This is a genomic window from Ensifer sp. CCNWLY38 (genome assembly GCF_037120565.1).
GTDB classification, from domain to species: Bacteria; Pseudomonadota; Alphaproteobacteria; order Rhizobiales; family Rhizobiaceae; genus Ensifer; species Ensifer adhaerens_H.
This window is the reverse complement of the sequence record NZ_JBBBBO010000007.1, coordinates 192,644-214,247: the sequence shown is the minus strand read 5'-3', so window position 1 is coordinate 214,247 and position 21,604 is coordinate 192,644. Positions and strand designations below refer to the sequence as shown.

Annotated in this window: 20 protein-coding genes and 1 tRNA gene; 10 read left to right on the top strand and 11 right to left on the bottom strand. The window is 62.8% G+C overall.

Annotated elements, in window-relative coordinates; all coding sequences use genetic code 11:
* Nucleotides 1-133 precede the first annotated feature (133 nt).
* Nucleotides 134-1,168 (bottom strand): aldo/keto reductase, encoded by a 1,035-nt coding sequence (locus V7S54_RS17050; protein ID WP_065375373.1) that lies wholly within the window; start codon nucleotides 1,166-1,168, stop codon nucleotides 134-136.
* Between the two features lie 132 nt (nucleotides 1,169-1,300).
* On the opposite strand from V7S54_RS17050, the gene V7S54_RS17045 reads away from it, so the two are divergent.
* The gene (locus V7S54_RS17045; protein WP_065375372.1) at nucleotides 1,301-2,212 is read left to right on the top strand and encodes a LysR family transcriptional regulator; all 912 of its coding nucleotides are present in this window, start codon (nucleotides 1,301-1,303) and stop codon (nucleotides 2,210-2,212) included.
* On the opposite strand, the gene V7S54_RS17040 is transcribed toward V7S54_RS17045, so the two are convergent.
* The 4 genes from V7S54_RS17040 to V7S54_RS17025 form a co-directional block, all read right to left on the bottom strand.
* Nucleotides 2,184-4,001, bottom strand: coding sequence for a GGDEF domain-containing protein (locus tag V7S54_RS17040; protein WP_065375371.1), 1,818 nt, complete (start codon nucleotides 3,999-4,001; stop codon nucleotides 2,184-2,186). The two genes, V7S54_RS17045 and V7S54_RS17040, sit on opposite strands and share 29 nt — an antisense overlap.
* Nucleotides 4,002-4,295: 294 nt before the next feature.
* Entirely contained in the window at nucleotides 4,296-5,063 is a 768-nt protein-coding gene (locus V7S54_RS17035; RefSeq protein ID WP_336408641.1) for a VOC family protein, read from the bottom strand.
* Nucleotides 5,064-5,190: 127 nt separating this feature from the next.
* Entirely contained in the window at nucleotides 5,191-5,667 is a 477-nt protein-coding gene (locus V7S54_RS17030) for a DUF1579 domain-containing protein (RefSeq protein WP_065375369.1), read from the bottom strand.
* A 103-nt stretch (nucleotides 5,668-5,770) separates the two neighbouring features.
* Complete coding sequence (locus V7S54_RS17025) at nucleotides 5,771-6,499, bottom strand: DUF899 domain-containing protein (RefSeq protein ID WP_065375368.1); 729 nt, start codon at nucleotides 6,497-6,499, stop codon at nucleotides 5,771-5,773.
* Between the two features lie 61 nt (nucleotides 6,500-6,560).
* Here V7S54_RS17025 and V7S54_RS17020 point away from each other — a divergent pair, with 61 nt between their 5' ends.
* Complete coding sequence (locus V7S54_RS17020) at nucleotides 6,561-7,007, top strand: MarR family winged helix-turn-helix transcriptional regulator (RefSeq protein ID WP_057254610.1); 447 nt, start codon at nucleotides 6,561-6,563, stop codon at nucleotides 7,005-7,007.
* An 11-nt stretch (nucleotides 7,008-7,018) separates the two neighbouring features.
* Here V7S54_RS17020 and V7S54_RS17015 read toward each other — a convergent pair whose 3' ends face one another.
* Nucleotides 7,019-7,492 (bottom strand): MarR family winged helix-turn-helix transcriptional regulator, encoded by a 474-nt coding sequence (locus V7S54_RS17015; protein WP_057254611.1) that lies wholly within the window; start codon nucleotides 7,490-7,492, stop codon nucleotides 7,019-7,021.
* Nucleotides 7,493-7,785: 293 nt separating this feature from the next.
* Between V7S54_RS17015 and V7S54_RS17010 the strand changes: the two genes are divergently transcribed.
* A complete protein-coding gene (locus V7S54_RS17010) occupies nucleotides 7,786-8,190 on the top strand; it encodes a GFA family protein (protein WP_065375367.1) in 405 nt (134 codons plus the stop codon).
* A 20-nt stretch (nucleotides 8,191-8,210) separates the two neighbouring features.
* On the opposite strand, the gene V7S54_RS17005 is transcribed toward V7S54_RS17010, so the two are convergent.
* Both V7S54_RS17005 and ilvD read right to left on the bottom strand, forming a co-directional pair.
* Nucleotides 8,211-8,639, bottom strand: coding sequence for a lipocalin-like domain-containing protein (locus V7S54_RS17005; protein WP_065375366.1), 429 nt, complete (start codon nucleotides 8,637-8,639; stop codon nucleotides 8,211-8,213).
* Nucleotides 8,640-8,796: 157 nt separating this feature from the next.
* Nucleotides 8,797-10,635 carry a dihydroxy-acid dehydratase gene (gene ilvD / locus V7S54_RS17000; protein ID WP_065375365.1) on the bottom strand — a complete coding sequence of 613 codons (1,839 nt, stop codon included), beginning with the start codon at nucleotides 10,633-10,635 and terminating at the stop codon, nucleotides 8,797-8,799.
* A 300-nt stretch (nucleotides 10,636-10,935) separates the two neighbouring features.
* On the opposite strand from ilvD, the gene V7S54_RS16995 reads away from it, so the two are divergent.
* The 5 genes from V7S54_RS16995 (at nucleotide 10,936) to V7S54_RS16975 (ending at nucleotide 17,224) form a co-directional block, all read left to right on the top strand.
* Complete coding sequence (locus V7S54_RS16995; protein WP_065375364.1) at nucleotides 10,936-11,430, top strand: hypothetical protein; 495 nt, start codon at nucleotides 10,936-10,938, stop codon at nucleotides 11,428-11,430.
* An 11-nt stretch (nucleotides 11,431-11,441) separates the two neighbouring features.
* Nucleotides 11,442-12,380, top strand: a complete 939-nt coding sequence (dapA, locus tag V7S54_RS16990) for a 4-hydroxy-tetrahydrodipicolinate synthase (RefSeq protein WP_065375363.1) — start codon at nucleotides 11,442-11,444, stop codon at nucleotides 12,378-12,380.
* Between the two features lie 86 nt (nucleotides 12,381-12,466).
* Nucleotides 12,467-12,658 (top strand): hypothetical protein, encoded by a 192-nt coding sequence (locus V7S54_RS16985; RefSeq protein WP_336408642.1) that lies wholly within the window; start codon nucleotides 12,467-12,469, stop codon nucleotides 12,656-12,658.
* Between the two features lie 500 nt (nucleotides 12,659-13,158).
* The gene (locus V7S54_RS16980) at nucleotides 13,159-16,416 is read left to right on the top strand and encodes an adenylate/guanylate cyclase domain-containing protein (protein ID WP_065375360.1); all 3,258 of its coding nucleotides are present in this window, start codon (nucleotides 13,159-13,161) and stop codon (nucleotides 16,414-16,416) included.
* Nucleotides 16,417-16,543: 127 nt separating this feature from the next.
* Nucleotides 16,544-17,224: a peroxiredoxin-like family protein gene (locus V7S54_RS16975; protein ID WP_065375359.1), complete on the top strand. Its 681-nt coding sequence runs from the start codon at nucleotides 16,544-16,546 to the stop codon at nucleotides 17,222-17,224.
* 134 nt (nucleotides 17,225-17,358) lie between these two features.
* Here the strand turns inward: V7S54_RS16975 and V7S54_RS16970 are convergent, their stop codons facing one another.
* The 3 genes from V7S54_RS16970 to cpdR1 form a co-directional block, all read right to left on the bottom strand.
* Nucleotides 17,359-18,051: an alpha/beta fold hydrolase gene (locus V7S54_RS16970; RefSeq protein ID WP_065375358.1), complete on the bottom strand. Its 693-nt coding sequence runs from the start codon at nucleotides 18,049-18,051 to the stop codon at nucleotides 17,359-17,361.
* 581 nt (nucleotides 18,052-18,632) lie between these two features.
* Nucleotides 18,633-18,707: transfer RNA gene (locus V7S54_RS16965), tRNA-Val, on the bottom strand.
* 274 nt (nucleotides 18,708-18,981) lie between these two features.
* A complete protein-coding gene (gene cpdR1 / locus V7S54_RS16960; RefSeq protein ID WP_034786813.1) occupies nucleotides 18,982-19,347 on the bottom strand; it encodes a response regulator CpdR1 in 366 nt (121 codons plus the stop codon).
* Nucleotides 19,348-19,551: 204 nt separating this feature from the next.
* On the opposite strand from cpdR1, the gene V7S54_RS16955 reads away from it, so the two are divergent.
* Together V7S54_RS16955 and hisN are read left to right on the top strand one after the other, a co-directional pair.
* Entirely contained in the window at nucleotides 19,552-20,433 is an 882-nt protein-coding gene (locus tag V7S54_RS16955; protein ID WP_065375213.1) for an N-formylglutamate amidohydrolase, read from the top strand.
* Between the two features lie 339 nt (nucleotides 20,434-20,772).
* Nucleotides 20,773-21,546, top strand: coding sequence for a histidinol-phosphatase (hisN, locus tag V7S54_RS16950; RefSeq protein WP_057254623.1), 774 nt, complete (start codon nucleotides 20,773-20,775; stop codon nucleotides 21,544-21,546).
* The last annotated feature ends 58 nt before the right edge of the window (nucleotides 21,547-21,604 follow it).

The window sequence follows — 21,604 nt, the reverse complement described above, 5'->3', positions numbered from 1 at the left end:
TGACGCCCCCATCTCCGGGAAGTTTGTGCAATGCAAAGTAAGAAAGCAAGCGCGAAAGTGGCTGAGGAAAATCAAGGCGCTGCAGCGCTTTCGCACGCCCGTTCAGGCGCGCGAAAGACTGGCTCCATTGCCGTTAGACGATCGGCGGGTTGATCCGCGCAAACCCTTCCTGGCGGTAATAGGGGAAGTACGGATAGGCCGGCGTCGTCCTGCTCGCTTCATCGAGCCGGGCGATCTGTTCCGGCGACAGCGACCAGCCGACGGCACCAAGGTTCTGGCGGAGCTGCTCTTCGTTGCGGGCACCGATGATGACGCTCGACACGGTCGGGCGCCGCAAGAGCCAGTTGATGGCGATCTGCGGAACCGTCTTGCCGGTCTCCTCGGTCAACTGGTCGAGCACGTCGACGACGTCGTAGAGTTTTTCGTCGTCAACCGGTGGGCCGAAGGCAGCGGTGTCGTGCAGGCGGCTGCCTTCCGGCCAGGGCTGGCCGCGGCGGATCTTGCCGGTGAGGCGGCCCCAGCCGAGCGGGCTCCAGACGAGCGCGCCGACGCCCTGGTCAGCCGCAAGCGGCATCAATTCCCACTCGTAGTCGCGGCCGACCAGCGAATAATAGACCTGGTGGGCGACGTGGCGCACGAGGCCGTGCTTCTCAGAGGCCGCCAACGACTTCATAAGCTGCCAGCCGGCAAAGTTGGAGGCGCCGACGTAACGCAGCTTGCCGGCGGTAACGAGGTTGTCGAGAGTCGATAGCACCTCTTCGACCGGCGTGCCGGCGTCGAAGGCGTGCAGTTGCAGAAGGTCGATGTAGTCGGTGCCGAGCCGCTTGAGGGCGTCGTCGACGCCTTTGATCAGGCGCGCTCGCGACGTGCCGGCATCATTCGGCCCGTCGCCCATCGGCAGCGCGATCTTGGTCGAAATCAGCACGGCATCGCGCCGTCCCTTGATCGCGGCGCCGAGCACGCTCTCGGAGGCGCCGTCCGAGTAGACGTCGGCCGTGTCGAAGAGGTTGACGCCGGCTTCGAGCGAAATGTCGATCAGTCGTCGCGCTTCGGCTGGGTCGCTGTTGCCCCAGGCGCTGAAAAGCGGCCCCTTGCCGCCGAAGGTTCCAGCGCCGAAGCTCAAGGCCGGCACCTTCAGTCCCGATGATCCAAGCCGTCTGTATTCCATGTCTTCAATCTCCTCGTTGGCTTTGTTCGCGCGAGAAACCGGCGGTCGATGCTCGCTTCAAGGAGAAGGTGGTGTTGGGGTCATTTGCGATGTAGACCTCATGAAGGAACATCATTTGTGAGTTGAAGTCACATGTCGCGCTTGACGATCAATCGTTCTGGGGAGATGGCGGTTTTTGCCAAGGTGGTGGAGCTTGGCGGCTTCTCGGCTGCGGCAAAAGTTTGCTGCATGACGCCCTCGGCCGTCAGCAAGCTCGTCCAGCGACTGGAGGAAAGGCTTGGCGTCCGGCTCGTCAACCGGTCGACGCGGCGGCTGCAACTGACGGCGGAAGGCTGCGTCTTCTATGAACGGGTCGTGCGCATCCTCGCCGACATCGACGAGGCGGAGCGCTCGGCGGGCGCCGGCGAAACGCCGGAGGGCCGGGTGCGCCTCAATGTCAGCGCGTCCTATGCGACGCATGCGTTGATGCCGGTGCTGCCGGAATTCCTGTCGGCGTTTCCGTCGGTCTCCCTCGATATCCTGCAGACCGATGCCGTGGTCGACCTGATGGCGGAGCGGGTCGATGTCGCCGTGCGCGCCGGTCCGCTGACGACATCGAGCCTGATCGCACGCAAGCTCGGCACCACATCGATGACGATCGTCGGTGCTCCATCCTATCTCGATCGTTTTGGCGTGCCTCAGACCATCGAGGATATCGAGGTGCACAACCGGCTGAGCCATAGCTACGCCCGGGCGTCCGATGGTTGGCCTTTGCTGTCGAATGAAGAGCAGATCGTTCTGCCGCCGACAGAAAGGGTAAGGGTCAGCGATGGCGAGGGCTTGCGCCAGCTTGCGCTTGCGGGTGTGGGCCTTGCCCGGCTTCCGACCTTCACGGTCAGGGAAGATATCCAGGCCGGCCGGCTGCTGCCGCTCGTCGAGCATCTCAATCCCGGTGATATCGAGACTTTCCATGCCGTGTTTCTCGGCCAAGGCGGAGCCTTGCCGTCGCGCGTGCGGGTCGTGCTCGACTTTCTGGCTACGCGCGCGCGGATTTCGTCTTCGTGAAGTGGGAAAGGGTCGCCTCTGCCGGGTGGCCGCAGACGCGGTTGCGGCCTTCGGATTTGGCGCGATAGAGCTCCGTGTCGGCGCACTCGATCAGGTGCTTCCAGCCGCCGTTTGCGGTCCGGCCCTCCGCCACGCCGAAGCTGGCGGTGACGTTCAGTTGCTGTCCATCCGCAACGACGATCGGCTCGCGCGCAAGATTGGCCCGGATCCGCTCCGCCAGCGCAAGGGCCGACTCGATGTTGTCGCCGGGCGTGATGACCGCGAACTCCTCACCGCCGAAACGCGCGACGAGATCGGAGTTGCGCACGGAGTTGCGGATGATGCGGGCGGTTTCCTTGATCACGATGTCGCCGACCAGATGGCCGTGGGTATCGTTGATCTGCTTGAAATGGTCGATGTCCATCAGGATCAGACAGGCGTCCTGGCTGTTATCGGCCGTGTCTTCCGCGCCGCCGATGAGCTCCAATGCCCGGCGGTTGAGCAGGCCGGTCAGCTCGTCGGTTTCGGCCTGATGTTCAAGGTGCTGCATCAGCAACGCGCGTTCGTCGAGGCGTTTGCGCAGCACATCGATCGCGTCGAACAGACGTCCCATCTCGCCTTCACCGCCCTTGCCCTGAAGACGGGCGATCGGCCGGTCGTTGGCGAGCTCGATGATGCTGTGGCGTGCGATGAGCAGCGGTTCGAAGACCAGCGAGCGGGCGCGGCGCATCAAGACCAGCAAGACCAGGAACAGGGCGAAGGTCGCGAGGCTGGCGACCGCCAGCTTGAATGAGGCCCTCGTCTTGTTTGCCGAAAGCCGCTCGACGGTCGCATCCATAAAGGCGCGGCGAAGATCCTCGAGCGGCTTCATCTTCGGGACGAAGCGGTCGGTCAGTTGCTCGGCGGTCATCGGATAGGCGCCCGATTGTCGGCCGATGGCGACGATGCTGTCGATGATCGCAAATCCTTCGCCGAAGAATTCGCGGTCGATCCTGGCGAGATCTGCGATATTGGCCGGTTTCAGGCCGGGAAGGGCGCCGGGCTTGCCGACGATCGACCAGATTTCCTGCAGCCTGCCGCGTGTGCGCTCGCTATCGGCGATGTTCTTTGTTTCGAGCGGCCGGCCGACAGCAACCGGGGCCATGACCTGCGAGCCGAGGCGACCGCCGTCCTCGCGCAGATTGGCGAGCATCTGTGCCGCAAGTGCGATACCGGCAAGGTTCGGGTCAGTGTTGGTCAAGCGTTGGATGTTCCAGTCGACCGCCGGGCGAAGCGCGTCGATGACGCCGAACATTGCCTCGATCGTCGCCTGGATCTCCGTCAGGTCCCGTTGTTCGGGCGGAAGCGCGGCAATGCGATCGATCTCGGCGCGGGCCAGCATCAGGCGGCGGCGGACCTCGACGAGAATGGGGGAGAGGGCGCCGGCAGGTTCGGTGCGGCTGGCACTGTCGATGTCTTCGGTGAGCTTGGAGAGCGCCTCGTCGCTGCGGGCACGAAACTCGGCAAGCCGGGCCTGGACCGGCGAGCCGGGTGCCACGCCGATGCCGAGCACGCCATTGGAGGGACCACGTTCGGCCGAGAGGTAGTTTGCAGCGTCGAGCACTCGGCAAAAGGCCATGACCTCGGTCAGGTTGCGGCGGGCGATGACGAAATCGCTGTAGGAGGCGGCGATGATCTCGGTGGCGAGCACACCGGTGCAGGCAACGACGATGGCGAGCAGCCATTGGAGCTTGCGACGCAGCGCCTTCGCCGTGCGCGCTTCTGCAACGCCCGTTTCCGGGGGCGTATAGCTGCCGCCTTTGTTCTTCATTTACGCGAAGTTGCTCCACTCATGTCGCCGCTCATCGCTTGGGCTGTCGCGACAATTCTTGTCGTGTGACAAGAAACCCATCCGAAATCAGTGTGCTCGTTGCCCCTGTTATCGTATAAGGTGTTAAATAACCTTGAAATACCCTGAAATACTAGGGGCCGCGCCGCAACCGAGGGATGCGCGTGGTGCAGGGCAGCGGCTTGCATTCCGTCACCGCACTATCGGATCGAAAGAGGCCCGCCTCCTGATGGGAGGCGGGCCCTGATGTGCGTGCTTGTCGGTTGACGCGACCGTTCAGCGCTTCGGCGCGACCAGTGCGAACAGGGCACCTTGCGGGTCGAGCGCCTGGACGATCCAGGCTCCGCCGGGCACCTCCATCGGCTCGAGCACCACCTTGCCGCCATCGGCCTTGATACGCTCGATCGACGCGTCGAGCGCGGGCACGTTGATGTAGTAGAGCCAGTAGGGTGCGGGCACTTCCTTCGGCTTGGTCATCATGCCGCCGATCGGGGCGGCGCCATGGGCAAAGATCTGGTAGGTGCCCATCTCGCCCATATCCATGCCCTGGTCCTTCGTCCAGCCGAAGAGCTCGGCGTAGAAGGGGAAGGCGGTGTCGAGGTCGCCGGACGCGAGTTCGTGCCAGCCGACGAGACCGGGCGCCATCGGATCGGTGACCGGCGGCGGATCGCCCGTTCCCTTGAAGATCGCGAACACGGCGCCGTGCGGATCGGTGACGACGGCAAAGCGCCCGATGCCCGGAATATCGTCCGGCGCCCGATGAACCTTGCCACCCTTGGCAGCGATCTTGGCGGCGGTCGCATCGACATCGTCGACACCGACATAACCGAGCCAGGCCGGGGGTACCTTCATTTCGAGCGCGCCTTCCGGCATCGTCATCAGTCCGGCAACCGGCAGCTCGCCGATATTGAACAGCGTGTAGCTCATACCGGGCATGCCGGCATCGCGGGCATCCCAGCCGACGACGTCCTTATAGAAGGTCTCCGCCGCGGCCATGTCCGTCGTCATCAGTTCATACCAAACAAATTTGCCGTGATCTGCCATTGCCTTCCTCCAGTTTGCTTGGCGCGGCGCATTTCGTGCCGCATGGTTGCATGTTCGAATGGACCGTCGTCGGAGCGGGTTGAAGCGGGACGCGGCCGGAAACCGAGCATCGCCGCCGATCCCGCGGTCAATCCCGGCGCAGGTATTCCGCCGTCATCATGTCTTTCCAGCTTCCGTCCTGCGCCTGCACCTGCGCCGTCAGCAAACGCCGGGAGTGATCGATGAGCGTTATGACGTCCCGGTACCGCGCGATTCTGCCGGGGTTTTCGAAATCCGGTCCATCGCAGTAGAGAGACAGGGATCTGCCTTCCGCATCCAGTTCGCCGTCATAGACCCACATATGGGTCAGCATGGAGCCAACCCAGGTGCCGATGTAGCGTTTCGTCTCGGGATTGTAGCCGAGCGTCATGAGCGTTTCGCCGAAGCTGCCGCCCGGCATCGTTCCCTGACCTTCGCAGACGATCCAAAGGCCTTGAAGCGAGCGAACGTGTTCGGTCCAGGGGCCGCTCCCGTCGGCCTCGCCGTCGGATCCGGTCGTGCGAACGTGCCAGTCGCCCAGCATTTGTTCGAGCCAGCGGTGCGGTTCTTCCGGTTCTGCTTTCACGGGATTTCCTTCTTGGTCCGGGCGCAGATCATCGACCCGGCACGCGAGCGTTCTGGAAACGATTTCGCAGGCGAAAGGTTCCGCCCGCGAAGGACGAGGAGGGTCAGCCTGCCTTGCGCCCGCGCTCCTTTTCGTACTCGTCGTGGCGGCGGACGAAGCTCATGGTGTGGTCTTCGTTGCGGCCCTTCGGCGCCCGGTCGAGCAGCATCAACGTGCCGACCAGTTCCTCAAGACCGCGGGCATAGGACGAGTAGGTGTGATAGATCGCGCCGTCCTCGCCTTTCTGGAAGGCGCTCAGTCCCGGCAGTTCCTCATGCGCGTCGGCGCTTTCGATCTCGGTGAAATTGTAGGCGACCTTGCCGCTTGCCAGTTCGTTAGGAGAAAAGGCGACGTGGTAATCATGGTTGAACCCGTTGCCCTCCGCAGAGACCCATGGGAAGTGCCAATCCATGCGCTTCCTGTAGGCTTCGATCTTCGCCAGCGGCGCATTCGATGCGGCGATCAGCGTCACGTCGTGGTGGTTGAGGTGTGGCAGCATGCCGGCGAAGTGGTCGACCAGGAAGGAGCAGCCGGGGCAGCCGGCCTCCCAGGTGGGGCCGAACATGAAATGGTAGACAATGAGCTGACTGCGACCGTCGAACAGTTCGGACAGCGACTTGCGCCCGGTCAACGTGTCGAAAACGTAGGTCTTTTCCATCTTCACCCAGGGCAGAGCCAGCCGGGCGGCATTGACCTTGTCGCGTGCGTGGGTGTGTTCCTTTTCCAGCGCGAGCAGAGTTTTGCGCGCTTCCAACCACTCCTGAGGCGATACGACTGCGTGGTCCTGTCTCATGCCCGTTCCTCCTTCCAACGTTGCACTTGACTAATTACGTTGATATCAACATTAATCAGCCATGTCAAAGATGCCTTTAATTCCGTTCGAAACCACCTTGCATGTGAAGGATACCTGCCTCTGCCTGCATGTGCAGCGTGCCGCGCGTGCCATAGCCCGCCGGTTCGATGAGGCGCTGCGGTCCCTCGATATCACCAACGGGCAGTTCTCCCTGCTGATGTCGCTCAATCGTCCGGCGCCTCCGAACATGGGATCGGTTGCGTCGCTGCTCGCCATGGACCGGACGACGCTGACTGCGGCGCTGAAGCCCTTGGAACGGCGCGGCCTGATCGAGAGCTTTCCCGACCCGGAGGACCGAAGGTCGCGGCGGCTGCGGCTGACGCAGGAGGGCGCAGCGCTGCTGGCGCGTGCCATACCCATCTGGAAGGCATTGCATGAGGCGCTCGATCCGGTGCTTGGCGAAGGTGGACCGGACCGCCTGCGCGCGGATCTCCTGACACTGGCTTGAACGGCGGTTGATTAAGGCGCGGGATCTTCCGGTGAGGATCGTTCCTTGAGGACTTCGATGATCTCCGCCATCAAGGCCGAGGCCTGCCGCAGGCGTCTTTCACCCAATTCGGCACCGAGCCTGTCGGCCCAGGCCGCCTGACGCTCTTTGATTTCGTGCAGCGCCGTTTCGCCGGCCGCCGTCAGGACCATGAGTTTTGCCCTTTGGTGGGTCGGGTTGTCTCTGTAAGCGATCAGGCCTTCCGCTTCCAACAGGTCGGCGATGCGCTGCACGCCCTGGCGCGCGAGGCCGAGGGCGCGTGCCGCATCGGCGACCGACATGGGGGCGTGGTTTGCTGCTGCCAGGACCTGCCAGCGGGCGCTCGTCTGTCCGGAAGGTTTAGCGAGTGCGTCGCCGGCCTGCGTCAGCGGACCGGCAAGCCGCAACGCGGTTATCGCAAATTCCGCAAAGGCGTCGCCGGCGTGCGTGCGTTCAGGGTCTTTCATGTTGACAGTGCCACCCGTTGTGCGGAAGTTTTTGCATGACATCATGTTGTCATAATGGATTGGTTTCAGCAAGCCCTTTCAGCAGGGAGAAGAAAGCATGGCGAAGAGGACTTACAAGGGCAGCTCCAGTTGCGGCAAGGTGCGATACGAGGCGGCTTTCGATCTCGCTCTCAGTTGACAGCATGTTGTCAATGTGGCAAATGAACTGCATCGGCTTCATCTGACAGCGTATTGTCAAATGGATGGGCGGCAAAGCGGGGTCCGCCTGGGCCCGGAAAGCAGGAGTGACGGCTATGAAACTGACCTATAAGGGAAGCTGCCATTGCGGAAATATCCGCTATGAGGCCGATGTCGACCTCGATGCCGGCACAGGCAAATGCAATTGCTCGATCTGCTGGAAGCGGCGCTACTGGGGGGCAATCGTAAAGCCCGACGGTTTTCGCCTGCAGTGTGACGAAGCCAACATTGCCGACTACCAATTCGGCAGCAACAGCGTGCATCACCGTTTCTGCAAGACCTGCGGCGTCGCGGCCTTCGGCCACGGCTACATCGAGGAGATCGGCGGCGCCTATTATTCGGTCAACGTCGCCTGCCTCGACGATCTCGATCCGGCGGTGCTCGCCGAGGCGCCGGTGCAATATATGGACGGACGCAACAACAACTGGTTCCATGCGCCGGCCGAAACGCGCCATCTCTGACGTCTGGAAATGGCGGCTGGTCACATCCGACGAAACTCGAGATTGTATGTGACCTCTTCGCCAGTCCGGGGGTCGATGGCCGGTGCGCCGTAGATCACCAGCCTGTCGCCTTCCACGTAGAACGGGCGGATCAGATCGGACATGCCCCAGGCCGGGTTCCAGCTCGCATCCAGCTGGTGGATGACCCGGCCATCCTCAAGCCTATAGGATCCGGCATAGGCGAGCATCGAATCGAAGAGCGCCGCCTTTTCGTCGTTCGTCGGTACGGCGCCCTTCAATGCGGGGCGATCGCGCCTCACCACGACGGCGCTGACGCGCCCGTCGGGATAGTAGGAGAGGTAGCCGATAGGATCGGCGCCCATGGCATCGCTGGTTTCGCCGGTGGCGACAACCTTGCGTTTCCAGGAGAGCATCTTCCAGGTGCCGACCAGTTCGGATGCGTTCGCCATGACCCACCTGTTTTAATCTTAGGGTAGCCTAAAATAACAGATGCACGCGGCCGGGCAAAGAAGGCAGCGGTGCGGAACGGGCCAGAGCCTGACATCCGGCCAAAGAAAAAAGGCCCCCGAACTTCGGGAGCCTTCGGACTGCTTCTGTTTTTTCGTCTCAGCGGTCGCCGAGGTCGCGCACTGCTCCGCGGTCGGCCGAGGTGGCGAAGGCGGCATAGGCCTTGAGCGCCGTCGTCACCTTGCGCTTGCGCTGTTCGGCCGGTTTCCAGCCCTTGGCGTCCTGTTCGGCGCGCCGGCTCGCAAGCTCCGCCTCGTCGACACGCAGGCTGATCGTGCGGTTCGGGATGTCGATATCGATCATGTCGCCTTCGCGCACGAGACCGATCGTGCCGCCATTGGCCGCTTCCGGAGAAACGTGGCCGATCGAGAGGCCGGAGGTGCCGCCGGAGAAGCGGCCGTCGGTGATCAGCGCGCAAGCTTTGCCGAGGCCCTTCGACTTCAGGTAGCTCGTCGGATAGAGCATTTCCTGCATGCCCGGGCCACCCTTCGGGCCTTCGTAGCGGATGACGACGACGTCGCCGGCCTTGATCTCGTTGCCGAGGATCGCCTTGACCGATGCATCCTGGCTTTCGAACACGCGGGCCGGACCGGAGAACTTCAGGATGCTCTCGTCGACGCCGGCGGTCTTCACGATGCAGCCGTCGATGGCGATGTTGCCCTTAAGCACAGCGAGGCCACCATCCTTGGAGAAGGGATGCTCGACCGAGCGGATGACGCCCTTTTCGCGGTCGGTGTCGAGCTCGTCCCAGCGCGCCTCCTGGCTGAAGGCAACTTGCGTCGGGATGCCGCCCGGCGCCGCGCGGAAGAAGTTGCGCACCGTTTCGCTCGACGTGCGGGTGATGTCCCAGCGGTCGATGGCGTCACTAATCGTGGCACTGTGGACCGTCGGGCAATTGCGGTTGATGAGGCCGCCTTTGTCGAGTTCGCCGAGGATCGACATGATACCGCCGGCGCGGTGCACGTCTTCCATGTGGACGTCGCTCTTGGCCGGCGCCACCTTCGACAGGCAGGGCACCTTGCGTGACAACCGGTCGATGTCGTCCATGGTGAAATCGATCTCGCCTTCGTAAGCCGCGGCGAGAATATGCAACACGGTGTTGGTCGAGCCGCCCATGGCGATGTCGAGCGCCATGGCGTTTTCGAATGCCTGCTTGGAGGCGACGTTGCGCGGCAGGACGCTCTCGTCCTCCTGCTCGTAATAGCGGCGGGCGATGTCGACGATCAGGTGGCCGGCTTCGACGAACAGGCGCTTGCGATCGGCGTGGGTCGCGAGCGTCGAGCCGTTGCCGGGCAGCGACAGGCCGAGGGCCTCGGTCAGACAGTTCATCGAATTGGCGGTGAACATGCCGGAGCAGGAACCGCAGGTCGGGCAGGCGGAGCGCTCGATGACCTTGACGTCCTCGTCGGAAACATTGTCGTCGGCGGCGGCGACCATGGCGTCGACCAGATCGAGCGCATGGGTCTTGCCGTGCAGCACGACCTTGCCGGCTTCCATCGGGCCGCCGGAGACGAAGACGGCGGGGATGTTGAGGCGCAGCGCCGCCATCAGCATGCCGGGCGTGATCTTGTCGCAGTTCGAGATGCAGACCATGGCGTCGGCGCAGTGGGCATTGACCATGTACTCGACCGAGTCGGCGATGATTTCGCGCGACGGCAGCGAATAGAGCATGCCGTCGTGACCCATGGCGATACCGTCGTCGACGGCGATGGTGTTGAATTCCTTGGCGACGCCGCCGGCCGCCTCGATCTCGCGGGCGACGAGCTGGCCGAGATCCTTGAGATGCACGTGGCCCGGCACGAACTGGGTGAACGAGTTCACCACTGCAATAATCGGCTTGCCAAAATCGCTGTCCTTCATGCCCGTCGCGCGCCAGAGGCCGCGGGCGCCGGCCATGTTACGGCCGTGGGTGGTGGTACGTGAGCGATAGGCAGGCATGGGCATGTTCCTTCACGGACAGGGCATTGCGCGAAATATGGCGATCCTTATCGCCACAGAAGGGGCTACCTAGCGCAAAATTGCGTGCACGTCATCTTTTGCGTCAGATTATTTCGACGCCACGCGCCTGCGTTTCACGGGGTTTCAGTCCCTTCGATTGTCAATCTAGCCGCGCATGAATGCCTTGGACAGCATCAATCGGGAGGCTTTACGGAAATCTTATGCCGGGCGCGCGAAGTCGGAATCGAATCCGGACGCCTGACGGAGCTAGGTTCTCCTCATCGAATACGGATGAGTTCCATGTCTCTTCACGATTTCAGCCTGCGTCATCATGTCCGGAGGCTCCTGCCCGATACAGGTTTGCGCCAGCGGCCAGCTACTGTCGAGGCGAATGCAGATCCCCTGGATGTGCTGCTGCTACGGCTGAGCGCAGTTCGCCGCCTGCGTGAGCATCATGTCTGGGAGGCTGTCCGCGTGATCCGGGAACTGCCTGGTCTCGCCGCGGACGAGTGGCCGTCGCCTCGGTTCCGCGATTTGATGGCGGCCGATGCCCTGGTCGATGCGGTCATCCACCTGACGTCCACGACTGAGGCAAAGCTCTGCCTCAGGACGCTCAGCCACGAACTCGGGCTTTGGACCTGTGCGCTGCGCTATCAGCCGCCAGGCGCGGGCCGGCTCACGTTCAAGGCGCGGCATGCCGATCTGGCCGCCGCGATCCTCGGCGCCTTCCTGCGCTCCTGCCGCGGCTATCAGCTTGCCATCGCGGCTACCGACCGCGGCCAGTTTCCCACCTGAAGGATATTTCCATGAACATGCACTCGCTGCGCCTCGACGGGGCGATCACGGCGCTCGTCACACCGTTTCGCGACGGCAAGGTCGATGTCGTCGGTCTGATGTCGCTGGCCGAATGGCAGATTCGCCACGGCATCTCCGGCATCGTCGCTTGCGGTACCACCGGCGAGGCGCCGACGCTGTCGCGTGCTGAGCGGACAATGGTGATCGAGCGCTGCGTCGAGGTCGCCGAGCGGAAGATCCCCATTATCGCCGGAACCGGCACCAACAGTACCGAGACGACGATCGAGCTGACGGCGGAAGCCAAGGCGGTCGGCGCCGATGCGGCGCTCATTGTTGCGCCCTATTACAGCAAGCCGTCGCAGGAGGGGCTCTATCGGCACTTCGAGGCGGTCACCAGGGCTGTCGATTTGCCGGTCATCCTCTACAACGTGCCTGGCCGCACCGGCGTCGATCTGGCACCGCGAACGCTCGAGCGGCTGGCGGAGCTTCCCGGCATCGTCGGCATCAAGGATGCGACCGGCGACATCGGCCGGCTTCTTTCGATGTCGGTTGCGCTGAAGAACCGCCTTCGTCCGTTTTCCGGCCATGACCAGACGGCGCTGCCGTTCAATCTTTGCGGCGGACACGGCACCATATCGGTGGCGTCCAATGTCGTTCCGCGGCTGGTGGTGGCGATGCATCAGGCAATCACGACCGGCAACGCAGGGGCGGCGCTTGCCATCCATGAACGGATAAGGCCGTTGCTGGTGGCGCTGGAGCGCGAGACCAATCCGGGACCGATCAAATACGCGCTGCACCTGGCGCGCGCCCTCAGCCCCGAACTGCGCTTGCCATTGACGCCGGTTGCGCCGGAAACGGCGGCCGAGATTCGTGCGGCACTCGAGCCGCTCACCGAACTTCCGTCCTCCACCCATATCGGCCGTGGCGCCCGCATCGCGCTCGCGAGCTGAGTTCCCTCAACAATTCCCGTCCTGCCAGCATCCCCTCATTCGTTGAGCTCGGCGCGCGGGACGTAATGTCAAAAAGGAGACAGATCATGTCACGCTTACCGCATCTTGCCGCTCAAGCCGAGCAGCGCCGACGCGCCCAGGGCAACGAAAACATCGAGAACCGCCACGATTACGACAGCGCGGTTCGCGACGCCTTTCTCGGCATCGGCGTCCGCCTCGGTATCGTTCTCGGCCTTGCCTATGGCATTCAGGCCGCCATTCCGTGGATTGCCGGTTAAACCTTCTTTCCGATCAACGAGGTCATTCCATCATGGGCAGTACGCAGCAGATTCGCCGTGGTTTTCGCGCGCATGCACGTTCGTCGTTGGCCGCGATAGGCACGGCTGGTGGGTCGTTTCCGACCGCAAGGGCGTCGTTGGCGGCCTCTTCACCAACGAGACGGCGGCGATCCACTTCGCCGTCGAGGCCAGCGACCGGCATCCGGAGGAGGTGTGCCGCGCGCCGGAAGGTGCCGCCATCGATCTCGATACGTTTTCCCGTCCACCAACGACGCGCCGCGCCCACTCCTAACAGCGCTTGAGGCCGGCATTGCCGACGAACCATTGCCGGACTGATTGATCGGGAGGCCCTGGAGGAGGCCGCATTCGCGGTCTCCCATCGCAATTTTTGCTGTTGCTTGCAAAGCAGGTGACGCGGGTCCATTCTTTCGAAGCCATCATGTCCCGGCTGGCTCCGCGTTCGCCGTGCCAACCTGGGTTCGTTCGAAGGTTCGTCGTCGATGAACTGCCACGAGTGCGGTTGCGAGATCCAAGGCGGGTTTGCGTTTTGCCCGAATTGCGGTGCCAAGCAGCATAGCCCGTGTCCCGGTTGCGGCGCACTCTGCCCGCCACACTTTTCGTTTTGTCCCACCTGCGGCACCCGGCTTGGAAGCCCGGCAGCAATAAAGCCGACGGTTTCGCCACCTGCGACGGCACAGACGCCTCGGGCGCAACCTTCTGGCAGAGAGGAGGCGGGCGCCGACCGCCGCACAGCCACCATTCTCTTCGCCGATCTCTGCGGCTTTACTGGTCTCAGCGAGCAGGTGGATCCGGAGGTCCTCAGGGCTTTCCAGAACGAACTCTTCGAAGAACTGACCGAGGCGGTCGAGGCTTACGGTGGCTTCGTCGACAAATTCATCGGCGACGCGTTGCTTGCCCTTTTCGGCGCGCCGGTGGCACACGAGGACGACTCCGAGAGAGCGCTTCGTGCCGCGCTCGACATGGCCGGTCGGGCTCGGCGGGTCGGCGAACGCTGGCAGCGGCGGATCGGCGAGCCGCTGAACCTCCATATCGGGCTCAACACCGGAACTGTCGTGGCGGGGCGTTTGGGCGCTGGCGACGGCAAGGCCTATTCGGTGACCGGCGACGCGGTCAACACGGCGCAGCGGCTGCAATCGCTGGCAGGGCCTGGGGAGATCCTCGTCGGGCCGGTGACCTATCGGTTGACCTGCCACGCGTTTGCCTACGAGGCGCTTGGCGCGATGACGCTGCGCGGGAAAGCGGAAAGCGTCGAGGTCTACAGGCTGACGCAGTCTCTGGAGGCACCGCGCACGGCACGTGGTCTCGAAGCGCTGGGGCTCGGTGCGCCGCTGATCGGACGTGAGGCGGAGATGAAGCGCCTCATTGATTGCCTCGAGCTTGCCTGCGGCGGGACGGCGCAACTGGTGCGTCTGACGGGAGAGGCAGGGCTCGGAAAATCGCGGCTGATCAAAGAGTTCCTCGAACGGGTGGCCGCGGATCCGCGCTTTTCGAACGTCGTCGTTCGCCGCGCCGGCAGTTCGTCGCTCGGAGAACCGTCCTATGGCGTTCTCGCGGCGGTACTGCGCGGTGCCTACGGGATTTCGGTGAGCGACAGCCTGCAGCGGACGACAGAGCTACTCGCCGCAGGACTGGCCGAGATCGGCTTTGCGCAAGACAAGCTCGAACAACTCGTGCCGCTGTTCCTGCGGATCCTGGGCATGGATTCCCAGGATGAGCTGTTGCGCCATGTGGAGCCGGAACAGATGCGCCGGCAGCTTTTCGCGGCGGTGAGGGCGATTTTTGAACGACGGCTATCGCGAACGCCCTTACTGCTCGTGATCGAGGACTTGCACTGGGCCGACGCTGCCTCGCTCGAGGCCATATCCTTCGTCCTCGAGCGGACGGAAGGCGGCCCGTTGATGCTGCTGACCACCCAGCGGCCCGACGCCGATGCCGATCGGCTGAAGCCCGGCCATACAAACTTGACAGCGTTGCGCCTCGCACCGCTTTCGGAAGCCGACAGGCGTCGGCTGCTTGCGGCATTCTTCGGTAGGGATGGGCTGCCTCAGGCGCTCGCCGAGCGCATCTTGGCACGGGCAGGGGGAAATCCCCTGTTCATCGAGGAAATCGTTCGCGGCCTGATCGACGTATCCGCCGTGCAGCAGGTCGGCTCGATCTGGCGGGTGGTGGAGCGCGAAGCGGCCGCCGACATTCCAGTGACCATCGAGGCGATACTGCTCGGCCGCGTCGACCGGCTGCCGCCGGACGCCCGACGAACGCTGCACCACGCTGCGATGATCGGGCCGCGCTTCGATGCGGATCTGCTGCAAGCGGTTTCGGGGCGGACGCCGGTGGATACGGTTCTTGATCTGCTCTGCGACGCGGAGATCATCGAAGAAACCAGGGACGGCGGGTTACTGGGCACGCAGACCTATCGGTTTACCCAGACGCTATTGCAGGAGGTGGTCTACAACAATCTGCTGCTCAGCCGGCGCACGGACGGGCACGCATTGATCGGTAAGGTGCTGGAGCGCCGGTTCGGCGAGGATACCGACCGGCTCGAGGAAATGGCGCTGCTCGGCCACCATTTCGGCCTCTCCGAACAGAAGGCCAAGGGCGCACATTACCTGGTCGCGGCCGGAGACCGGGCGCGGGCACTCTATGCCAATGATGATGCCATCCGGCTTTATGAACAGGCCATGGCGGCACTGGCGGCCACCGGCGATCAGGGGCCCGAATGGCTTGCCGTACGCGAACGCGTCGCCGATCTCCTGGGTCCGACCGGCCAGCGGGAGGCGGCGGTTCAGCACTACGGCGCACTATTGGAGATTTACTGCGCTACGGACGACCGGATTGCATCGGCACGGATCCGGCGCAAACTCGGTCATCATCTCTGGGAAACCGGACGGCGTGACGAGGCGTTGGCTTCCTTCGCGGCAGCCGCCGAGTTGCTCGAAGGCGTAAGCGCGCCGATTGAAGGTGCGCATCTTTCACAGGAATGCGGCCACCTCGCCTTCCGCATGGGAGACTATGCAGGCGCCCTCAAGGCGGCGGACGACGCCCTGGATCGCATTGCGGCATATACGCCGGAGACCCCAGAGACTGAGCGGGAGGCGATGCGGGTCACGGCCGAAGCGCTGAACACCAAGGGCGTGACGCTTGCCCGCCTTGGCCGCAGCGCCGAAGCGATCGGTATCGTCGAGCGAAGCGTCGCGGTGGCGGAAGGCGCGAACCTGTTGAATGCCGCCTGCCGCGGCTATACCAATCTGGCGGTGTTCTACGCGGTCACCGATCCGAAACGTGCGATTGAGGTTTGCCGCTGCGGTTTCGACATGGCAAGGCGCATCGGCGACCTCGGTTTTCAGGCGCGCCTGCTCGCCAACCTTGCCGTCGCCTATTGCACCTTCACCGATCGCTGTGCGCCTGACGGCGTGCCGGCAGCCGAGCGCGCGGTTGCGATCGACCGGGAACTCGACCAGCGCGACCATCTGCCGGTATCGCTGCTGGTGCTCGGCCAGATCCATCAGTGTCATGCTCGGCCGGATGTCGCCCGCGCCCTCTATCAGGAGGCGCTCGATCTTTGCGGCGAAACGCAAGAGGCGCAGCTCCTGTTTCCGTGTTATGATGGCTTGGCGACGCTCTGCCTGGACGCCGGCGATCTCGATGCAGCGGAAAGGTACTTCGCCTTGGCGCGAGACATATGTGCGCAACATGGTCTCGATCCCGAGGCGTTGATGATTTTGCCATTTCTCGACTGACATTTCCGATCGTCGCCTAGGGCGCGGTGTCCGCCGTTTGATTGCTGCGCACAGCTTGCCGGAGAAAAAGCGCCTGCCTTGCCACAAGGCGTACCAGGAGCGTGCCGGCCGAATGAGGAGACGAAACATGGTTGAGCCGCTGAGTGGACGGCCGTTGCAGCCGGGTGACCGGGCGCCGAACGTGGTGCTCGACGCAATCACGCAGGAAGGTCAGATCGCCATTGATGATTTTCGCGGCCGCAAACCGGTCCTGGTCGGCCTGTTCCGCGGCCTGCATTGTCCGTTCTGCAGACGGCAGATCGCCGCCATGGCGCAACTCGACGGCGCCTTGCGGGAGAGGGGCATCGAGAGCCTGACGGTGGTCAATACGCCGATCGATCGAGCGCGCCTCTATTTCCGGTATCATCCTGTGCCGAATTTGCTGGCCGCCGCCGATCCGGAACGGGTCTCGCATCGGGCGTTCGGGCTGCCCAACCTCGAATTCACCGAGGACGAGGACGCCTGGCCGTACAAGATCGCCCAAAAGACGATCATGGCGATGAAGGTGAATATGCCGGGCGAATTGCCGGAACCGATGGATCCGATCGCAGCTATGGCCTATCTCGACAAGGCGGAAGACTACCAGATCACCGAGGCTGACGAACGGATGATGGCGACCGGGGCCGGGCAACTCGTCGGCGAGTTCCTGCTCGATCGTGATGGCGTTGTGCGCTGGAGTTTCACGGAAGTACCGGACGGCGGCCAGAACATGTTCGGAGCCCCGCGTCGCGACGAATTGATGTCCGTCGCCTCCGCCATGGTGCATTAAGGCTTCGACCTTTTATGGTCGGCCATCGACGGCGGTTGATGTCGGCGGCAGTCCTGGAACAAGGCCCCGTCGGTCCGGCGACCGACGGGGTTTTTCGTTGCGACGTTAAAGATGGCAAATGATTGCAAATCGGACTAGCCGAGCGACGCGATCGCCTCGTCGATCAGTGCGACGATCTCCTTTGGATGCGATGCAAGCGAAGCGTGGCTGGCATCGAGGGTGACGATCGTCTTCGCCTTGATCCGTTCAGCCATCCACTGCTCGGTTTCCGGCGGGATCATGTTGTCGTGGCGCGATACCTGATACCAGCTCGGCTTTTCCTTCCAGGCCGGCGGTCCGGCCTTGTCCTCGAAGCAACGCCCGGCGATGGGCTTCTGCGTCACCGCCATGACCAGCGCGTCGGTCTCGTTCAAATCCTGGCCAAAGCTCTGTCGGAAGGTGTCTTGCGCCAACCAGAGGAAGCCATCCTTGTCGGGCCGGATACTGGCAGCACCGGAGGGTGGGTCGCGCCGCGCAAAGATGCTGCCGAGGCTGTCGCCCTCGTCCGGCGCGAAGGCCGCGACATAGACGAGGCCGACGACATTGGCTGCATGGCCGGCGCCGCTGATCACCGCGCCGCCATAGGAGTGGCCGACAAGCAGGGTCGGGCCATCAAGCGATTCCGCCAGTTTGCGCGTGCGCTCGACGTCGTCGGCAAGCGAGGTCAGTGGGTTCTGCACTGCGGCGACCCTGTAGCCCTTGGCGTGGAGTGGCGGAATGACGTGACGCCAATGGGAGGCGTCGCCCCAGGCGCCGTGTACGAGAACGATGTTCTTGACTGCCGGCATGGTCCGTTCCTTTCGCTTGAATGGAGAGGTGCTCGGTTCGGCATCACATTCGCCCCTGGTGAGGTGTGCGAGGAATGTCGCCCTTCGTCTGTTTGGTGGCTTGCTTTGCCTTGCGCTTGGCGCTTGGCAAAGCGTTGAGATCGAAGACGGAAATTAGGGCGAGAAGGCGTGCCTTCCATGACGCAAACCATAAATTTTCGTGACGGAAGACCAACCCTGCGCTTCCCCGGAGGCCGGGTGGTCGCGATAGCAGGCGATGGCGACAAGATGAGGAGAAGACGGGGTCCCAGAGCGGCGGTATTGGGGCTACGGGGCATCGCTCTGGGACCGGTTGCGCCCAGGAGGCGGGCTGTGCTTCCGGGCGCTTCGGCATCAAGTCATCGTGAAGCCGATTCGACAATGCGCCCCGGACCTTTGCCGGCCCCTGTCGGACCAAAGTCCCAGCGCCAGCTGTGGGCAACTTGGCGCGCAGCGTTTCGATAAAGGCCGCTGCGAGCGTGCCGTTCGTCTGCTGCAGCTAGGAAGAAATGGGGGAAACGAAAAAGGCCTCTCGATTTCTCGAAAGGCCTTTTGAATTCGAATGGTGGGCGTGACAAGGATCGAACTTGTGACCCCTACGATGTCAACGTAGTGCTCTCCCGCTGAGCTACACGCCCATCCGATGTCGGCGCATAGACCACAAAACCCGTTGTCGCGTCAATAGGGTTTTCGAAGGTTTTTTGACAGAAATTTGGATGGCATGTTTTTTCCCATCCGGGGGTCGGTCGCGGTGGCGTGGCGAGGGCCCGGATTTGCGGGATTCCTGCTAAGGCCTTGAAACGAAAAGACCGCCGGAGATCCCTTGTGGATCGCGGCGGTCGATCGGAAATCGTCTTGGCTTGTCGCCACAGTGTGCCGCAAGCGGCAGCGACTGTGGAAAACCGTCGTCGCTCAGGCGGCGGCCAGCATCTTGTTGACCTCGTCGACGAGGTCGCGGAGGTGGAAGGGCTTCGAAAGCACCTTGGCATCCTTCGGCGCCTTGGAGTCGGGATTGAGCGCAACGGCGGCAAAGCCGGTGATGAACATGACCTTGAGGTCCGGATCGAGTTCGGTCGCGCGGCGCGCCAGCTCGATGCCGTCCATCTCCGGCATGACGATGTCGGTGAGGAGAAGCGAGAAGGGCTCCTCGCGAAGCCGGTCATAGGCGCTGGCGCCGTTGTCGTAGGACATGACCTTGTAGCCGGCCTTTTCGAGCGCCTTCACCAGGAACCGGCGCATATCGTTGTCGTCTTCGGCAAGAAGGATTTTCGCAGTCATGAATTCGGCCGTGCTTCTCTTTATTTTATTCAGTTTATTGCGCGTAGATTGCGGCGTTCTATCCAAACCCCAACGCGGTAAATATCTCGTGAACGCGGGACGTCAATTCCCCGGGAGCTGTGATTGGTCACTATGGACACAGAGCGGACCAACTGGCAACATGATGACAATTGTAAGAACCGCATATGGTAAAAAAGGGTTCAGATGGGGGAAATTGCGGAGAGGGAACTGTTCGAGGTCCTGGAACCTCCGATCCAGCGCATTCCCTTTGTGTTCAATTCACCGCATAGCGGCCGGTCCTATCCCCAGCGCTTTCTCGATCAGTCGCGGCTCGACGCCGTTTCGATTCGCCGGTCGGAAGACCACTATGTCGATGAGCTGTTCCAGAACGCGACTTTTCTCGGAGCGCCGATGCTGCTGGCGCATTTCCCGCGCGCCTTCCTCGACGTCAACCGTGAGCCCTATGAGCTTGACCCGCGCATGTTCGACGGCTCGCTTCCGCCGCACGCCAACATCAGCTCGATGCGCGTCGCCGGCGGCCTCGGCACGATACCGCGGCTGGTCGCCGAGAACATGGAGATCTATCGCGGACGTTTCCCGGTGGAAGACGCGCTCACGCGGATCGAGACGATCTACAAGCCCTACCATGCCACCCTGCGCAAGCTGATCGCGCGCACCCACGTGCAGTTCGGTCTGTCGGTGCTGATCGATTGCCATTCGATGCCCGGGAACGTGCATCTGCCCGGCAGCGCCCAGCGTCCCGACTTCATCATCGGCGACCGCTACGGCACCAGTGCCGCGGGTGAATTGTCGCGCGCCGCGGTCGATCTGTTGCAGCAACTCGGCTATAGCGTCGTGCGCAACAAGCCCTATGCCGGCGGGTTCATCACCGAGCATTACGGCCGCCCGACACGCGGGCTGCACGCGCTGCAGATCGAGATCAACCGGGCGCTCTATGTCGACGAGACGACGCTGGTGCGCAAGCCCGGCTTCGGCGCGCTAGTCGCAGATCTCACGACCTTCGTCGCGTCGCTTGCCCGCCATGTCGAAGACTACGGCGCCTACCTCCCGCTCGCAGCGGAGTGACCTTCGGATTTTCTGTCGGGGAGCTTCAAAAAAAACCGCGCCAACGGCGCGGTCAAGTCTAGGGAGGAAACACCCAAGGAGGGTATTTACAGTCACAGGTGACTGTACCCAAACCTTAATATTGCACTGCACAAATGTCAAGTTGAGGCAGTGAAGACTTTTGCAGTGCATCAAAAGTTTTTCAGTCGAAAGCGGTATCTGAACCGATTGAAACGCTAGAAATATGAAAACACAGGCGATTTGGTCGCTGCTGCCATCGCATCAGCGCGTTTGCCTTTCGGTAAATTTCGTCTATGCAAGACGAACCTTCCTTCGTCCATGCTTCCCTGAGAGAGAGCCATGCTGCCCGACCGCGCCTTCTTCGATCGCCTTGCCGAAGCTGCCAAGGCAGAGACCCTGCCGCGATTCCGGATCGGCACCAGCGTGGTCAACAAGATCGAAGGCGGCTTCGATCCGGTAACGGAGGCGGACCAGTCGGCGGAAGCGGCGATCCGTGCGCTGATCGAGAAGCATTTTCCGGAGCACGGCATCCTTGGCGAAGAGCATGGCAATGTCGGGCTCGACCGCGAATATGTCTGGGTCATCGACCCAATCGACGGCACACGCGCCTTCATTTCCGGCCTGCCGGTCTGGGGCACGCTGATCGGCCTCTATCGCAATGGCGAAGCGGTCATGGGCCTGATGGATCAGCCGTTCACCGGTGAGCGCTATTTCGCCGATGGTGAGAAGACGACCTACCGGGGTCCCGGTGGCGAAAAGGTGCTTTCGACCCGTGCCTGCAATTCGCTTTCGGATGCGGTGCTGTTCACCACATCGCCGCACCTCTACACGGGTGACTTCAAGACCAAGTACGAGGCGGTGCAGAACAAGGTGCGGCTCTTCCGCTACGGCTGCGATTGCTACGCCTTCGCGCTGCTCGCCGCCGGTCATATCGACCTGGTGATCGAATGCGGACTGAAACCCTACGACGTCGGCGGTCTGATCCCCCTGATCGAGCAGGCCGGCGGTATCGTCACCAATTGGCAGGGCGGACCGGCGGAAATGGGTGGCGAGGTCATCGCTGCGGGCAGCGCCGAACTGCATGCTCAGGCGCTGGAAATCCTCAAAGGCTGAGGGCGCCACGCTCCGGCGCTGATATCGAAGCGAGATGCAAAATCAAATTATTGCCGAG

Bases quoted from the DNA above. Each gene is read 5' to 3' on its own strand.
- hisN (WP_057254623.1), top strand. From the start codon at position 20,773: ATGCTGCCCGACCGCGCCTTCTTCGATCGCCTTGCCGAAGCTGCCAAG.
- V7S54_RS17025 (WP_065375368.1), bottom strand. From the start codon at position 6,499: ATGAGACAGGACCACGCAGTCGTATCGCCTCAGGAGTGGTTGGAAGCG.
- V7S54_RS17020 (WP_057254610.1), top strand. From the start codon at position 6,561: ATGTCAAAGATGCCTTTAATTCCGTTCGAAACCACCTTGCATGTGAAG.
- V7S54_RS17015 (WP_057254611.1), bottom strand. From the start codon at position 7,492: ATGAAAGACCCTGAACGCACGCACGCCGGCGACGCCTTTGCGGAATTT.
- V7S54_RS17010 (WP_065375367.1), top strand. From the start codon at position 7,786: ATGAAACTGACCTATAAGGGAAGCTGCCATTGCGGAAATATCCGCTAT.
- V7S54_RS16955 (WP_065375213.1), top strand. From the start codon at position 19,552: ATGGGGGAAATTGCGGAGAGGGAACTGTTCGAGGTCCTGGAACCTCCG.
- V7S54_RS16985 (WP_336408642.1), top strand. From the start codon at position 12,467: ATGTCACGCTTACCGCATCTTGCCGCTCAAGCCGAGCAGCGCCGACGC.
- V7S54_RS16975 (WP_065375359.1), top strand. From the start codon at position 16,544: ATGGTTGAGCCGCTGAGTGGACGGCCGTTGCAGCCGGGTGACCGGGCG.
- ilvD (WP_065375365.1), bottom strand. From the start codon at position 10,635: ATGCCTGCCTATCGCTCACGTACCACCACCCACGGCCGTAACATGGCC.
- V7S54_RS16995 (WP_065375364.1), top strand. From the start codon at position 10,936: ATGTCTCTTCACGATTTCAGCCTGCGTCATCATGTCCGGAGGCTCCTG.
- V7S54_RS17005 (WP_065375366.1), bottom strand. From the start codon at position 8,639: ATGGCGAACGCATCCGAACTGGTCGGCACCTGGAAGATGCTCTCCTGG.
- V7S54_RS16970 (WP_065375358.1), bottom strand. From the start codon at position 18,051: ATGCCGGCAGTCAAGAACATCGTTCTCGTACACGGCGCCTGGGGCGAC.
- cpdR1 (WP_034786813.1), bottom strand. From the start codon at position 19,347: ATGACTGCGAAAATCCTTCTTGCCGAAGACGACAACGATATGCGCCGG.
- V7S54_RS16980 (WP_065375360.1), top strand. From the start codon at position 13,159: ATGAACTGCCACGAGTGCGGTTGCGAGATCCAAGGCGGGTTTGCGTTT.
- dapA (WP_065375363.1), top strand. From the start codon at position 11,442: ATGAACATGCACTCGCTGCGCCTCGACGGGGCGATCACGGCGCTCGTC.
- V7S54_RS17045 (WP_065375372.1), top strand. From the start codon at position 1,301: ATGTCGCGCTTGACGATCAATCGTTCTGGGGAGATGGCGGTTTTTGCC.
- V7S54_RS17035 (WP_336408641.1), bottom strand. From the start codon at position 5,063: ATGGCAGATCACGGCAAATTTGTTTGGTATGAACTGATGACGACGGAC.
- V7S54_RS17050 (WP_065375373.1), bottom strand. From the start codon at position 1,168: ATGGAATACAGACGGCTTGGATCATCGGGACTGAAGGTGCCGGCCTTG.
- V7S54_RS17040 (WP_065375371.1), bottom strand. From the start codon at position 4,001: ATGAAGAACAAAGGCGGCAGCTATACGCCCCCGGAAACGGGCGTTGCA.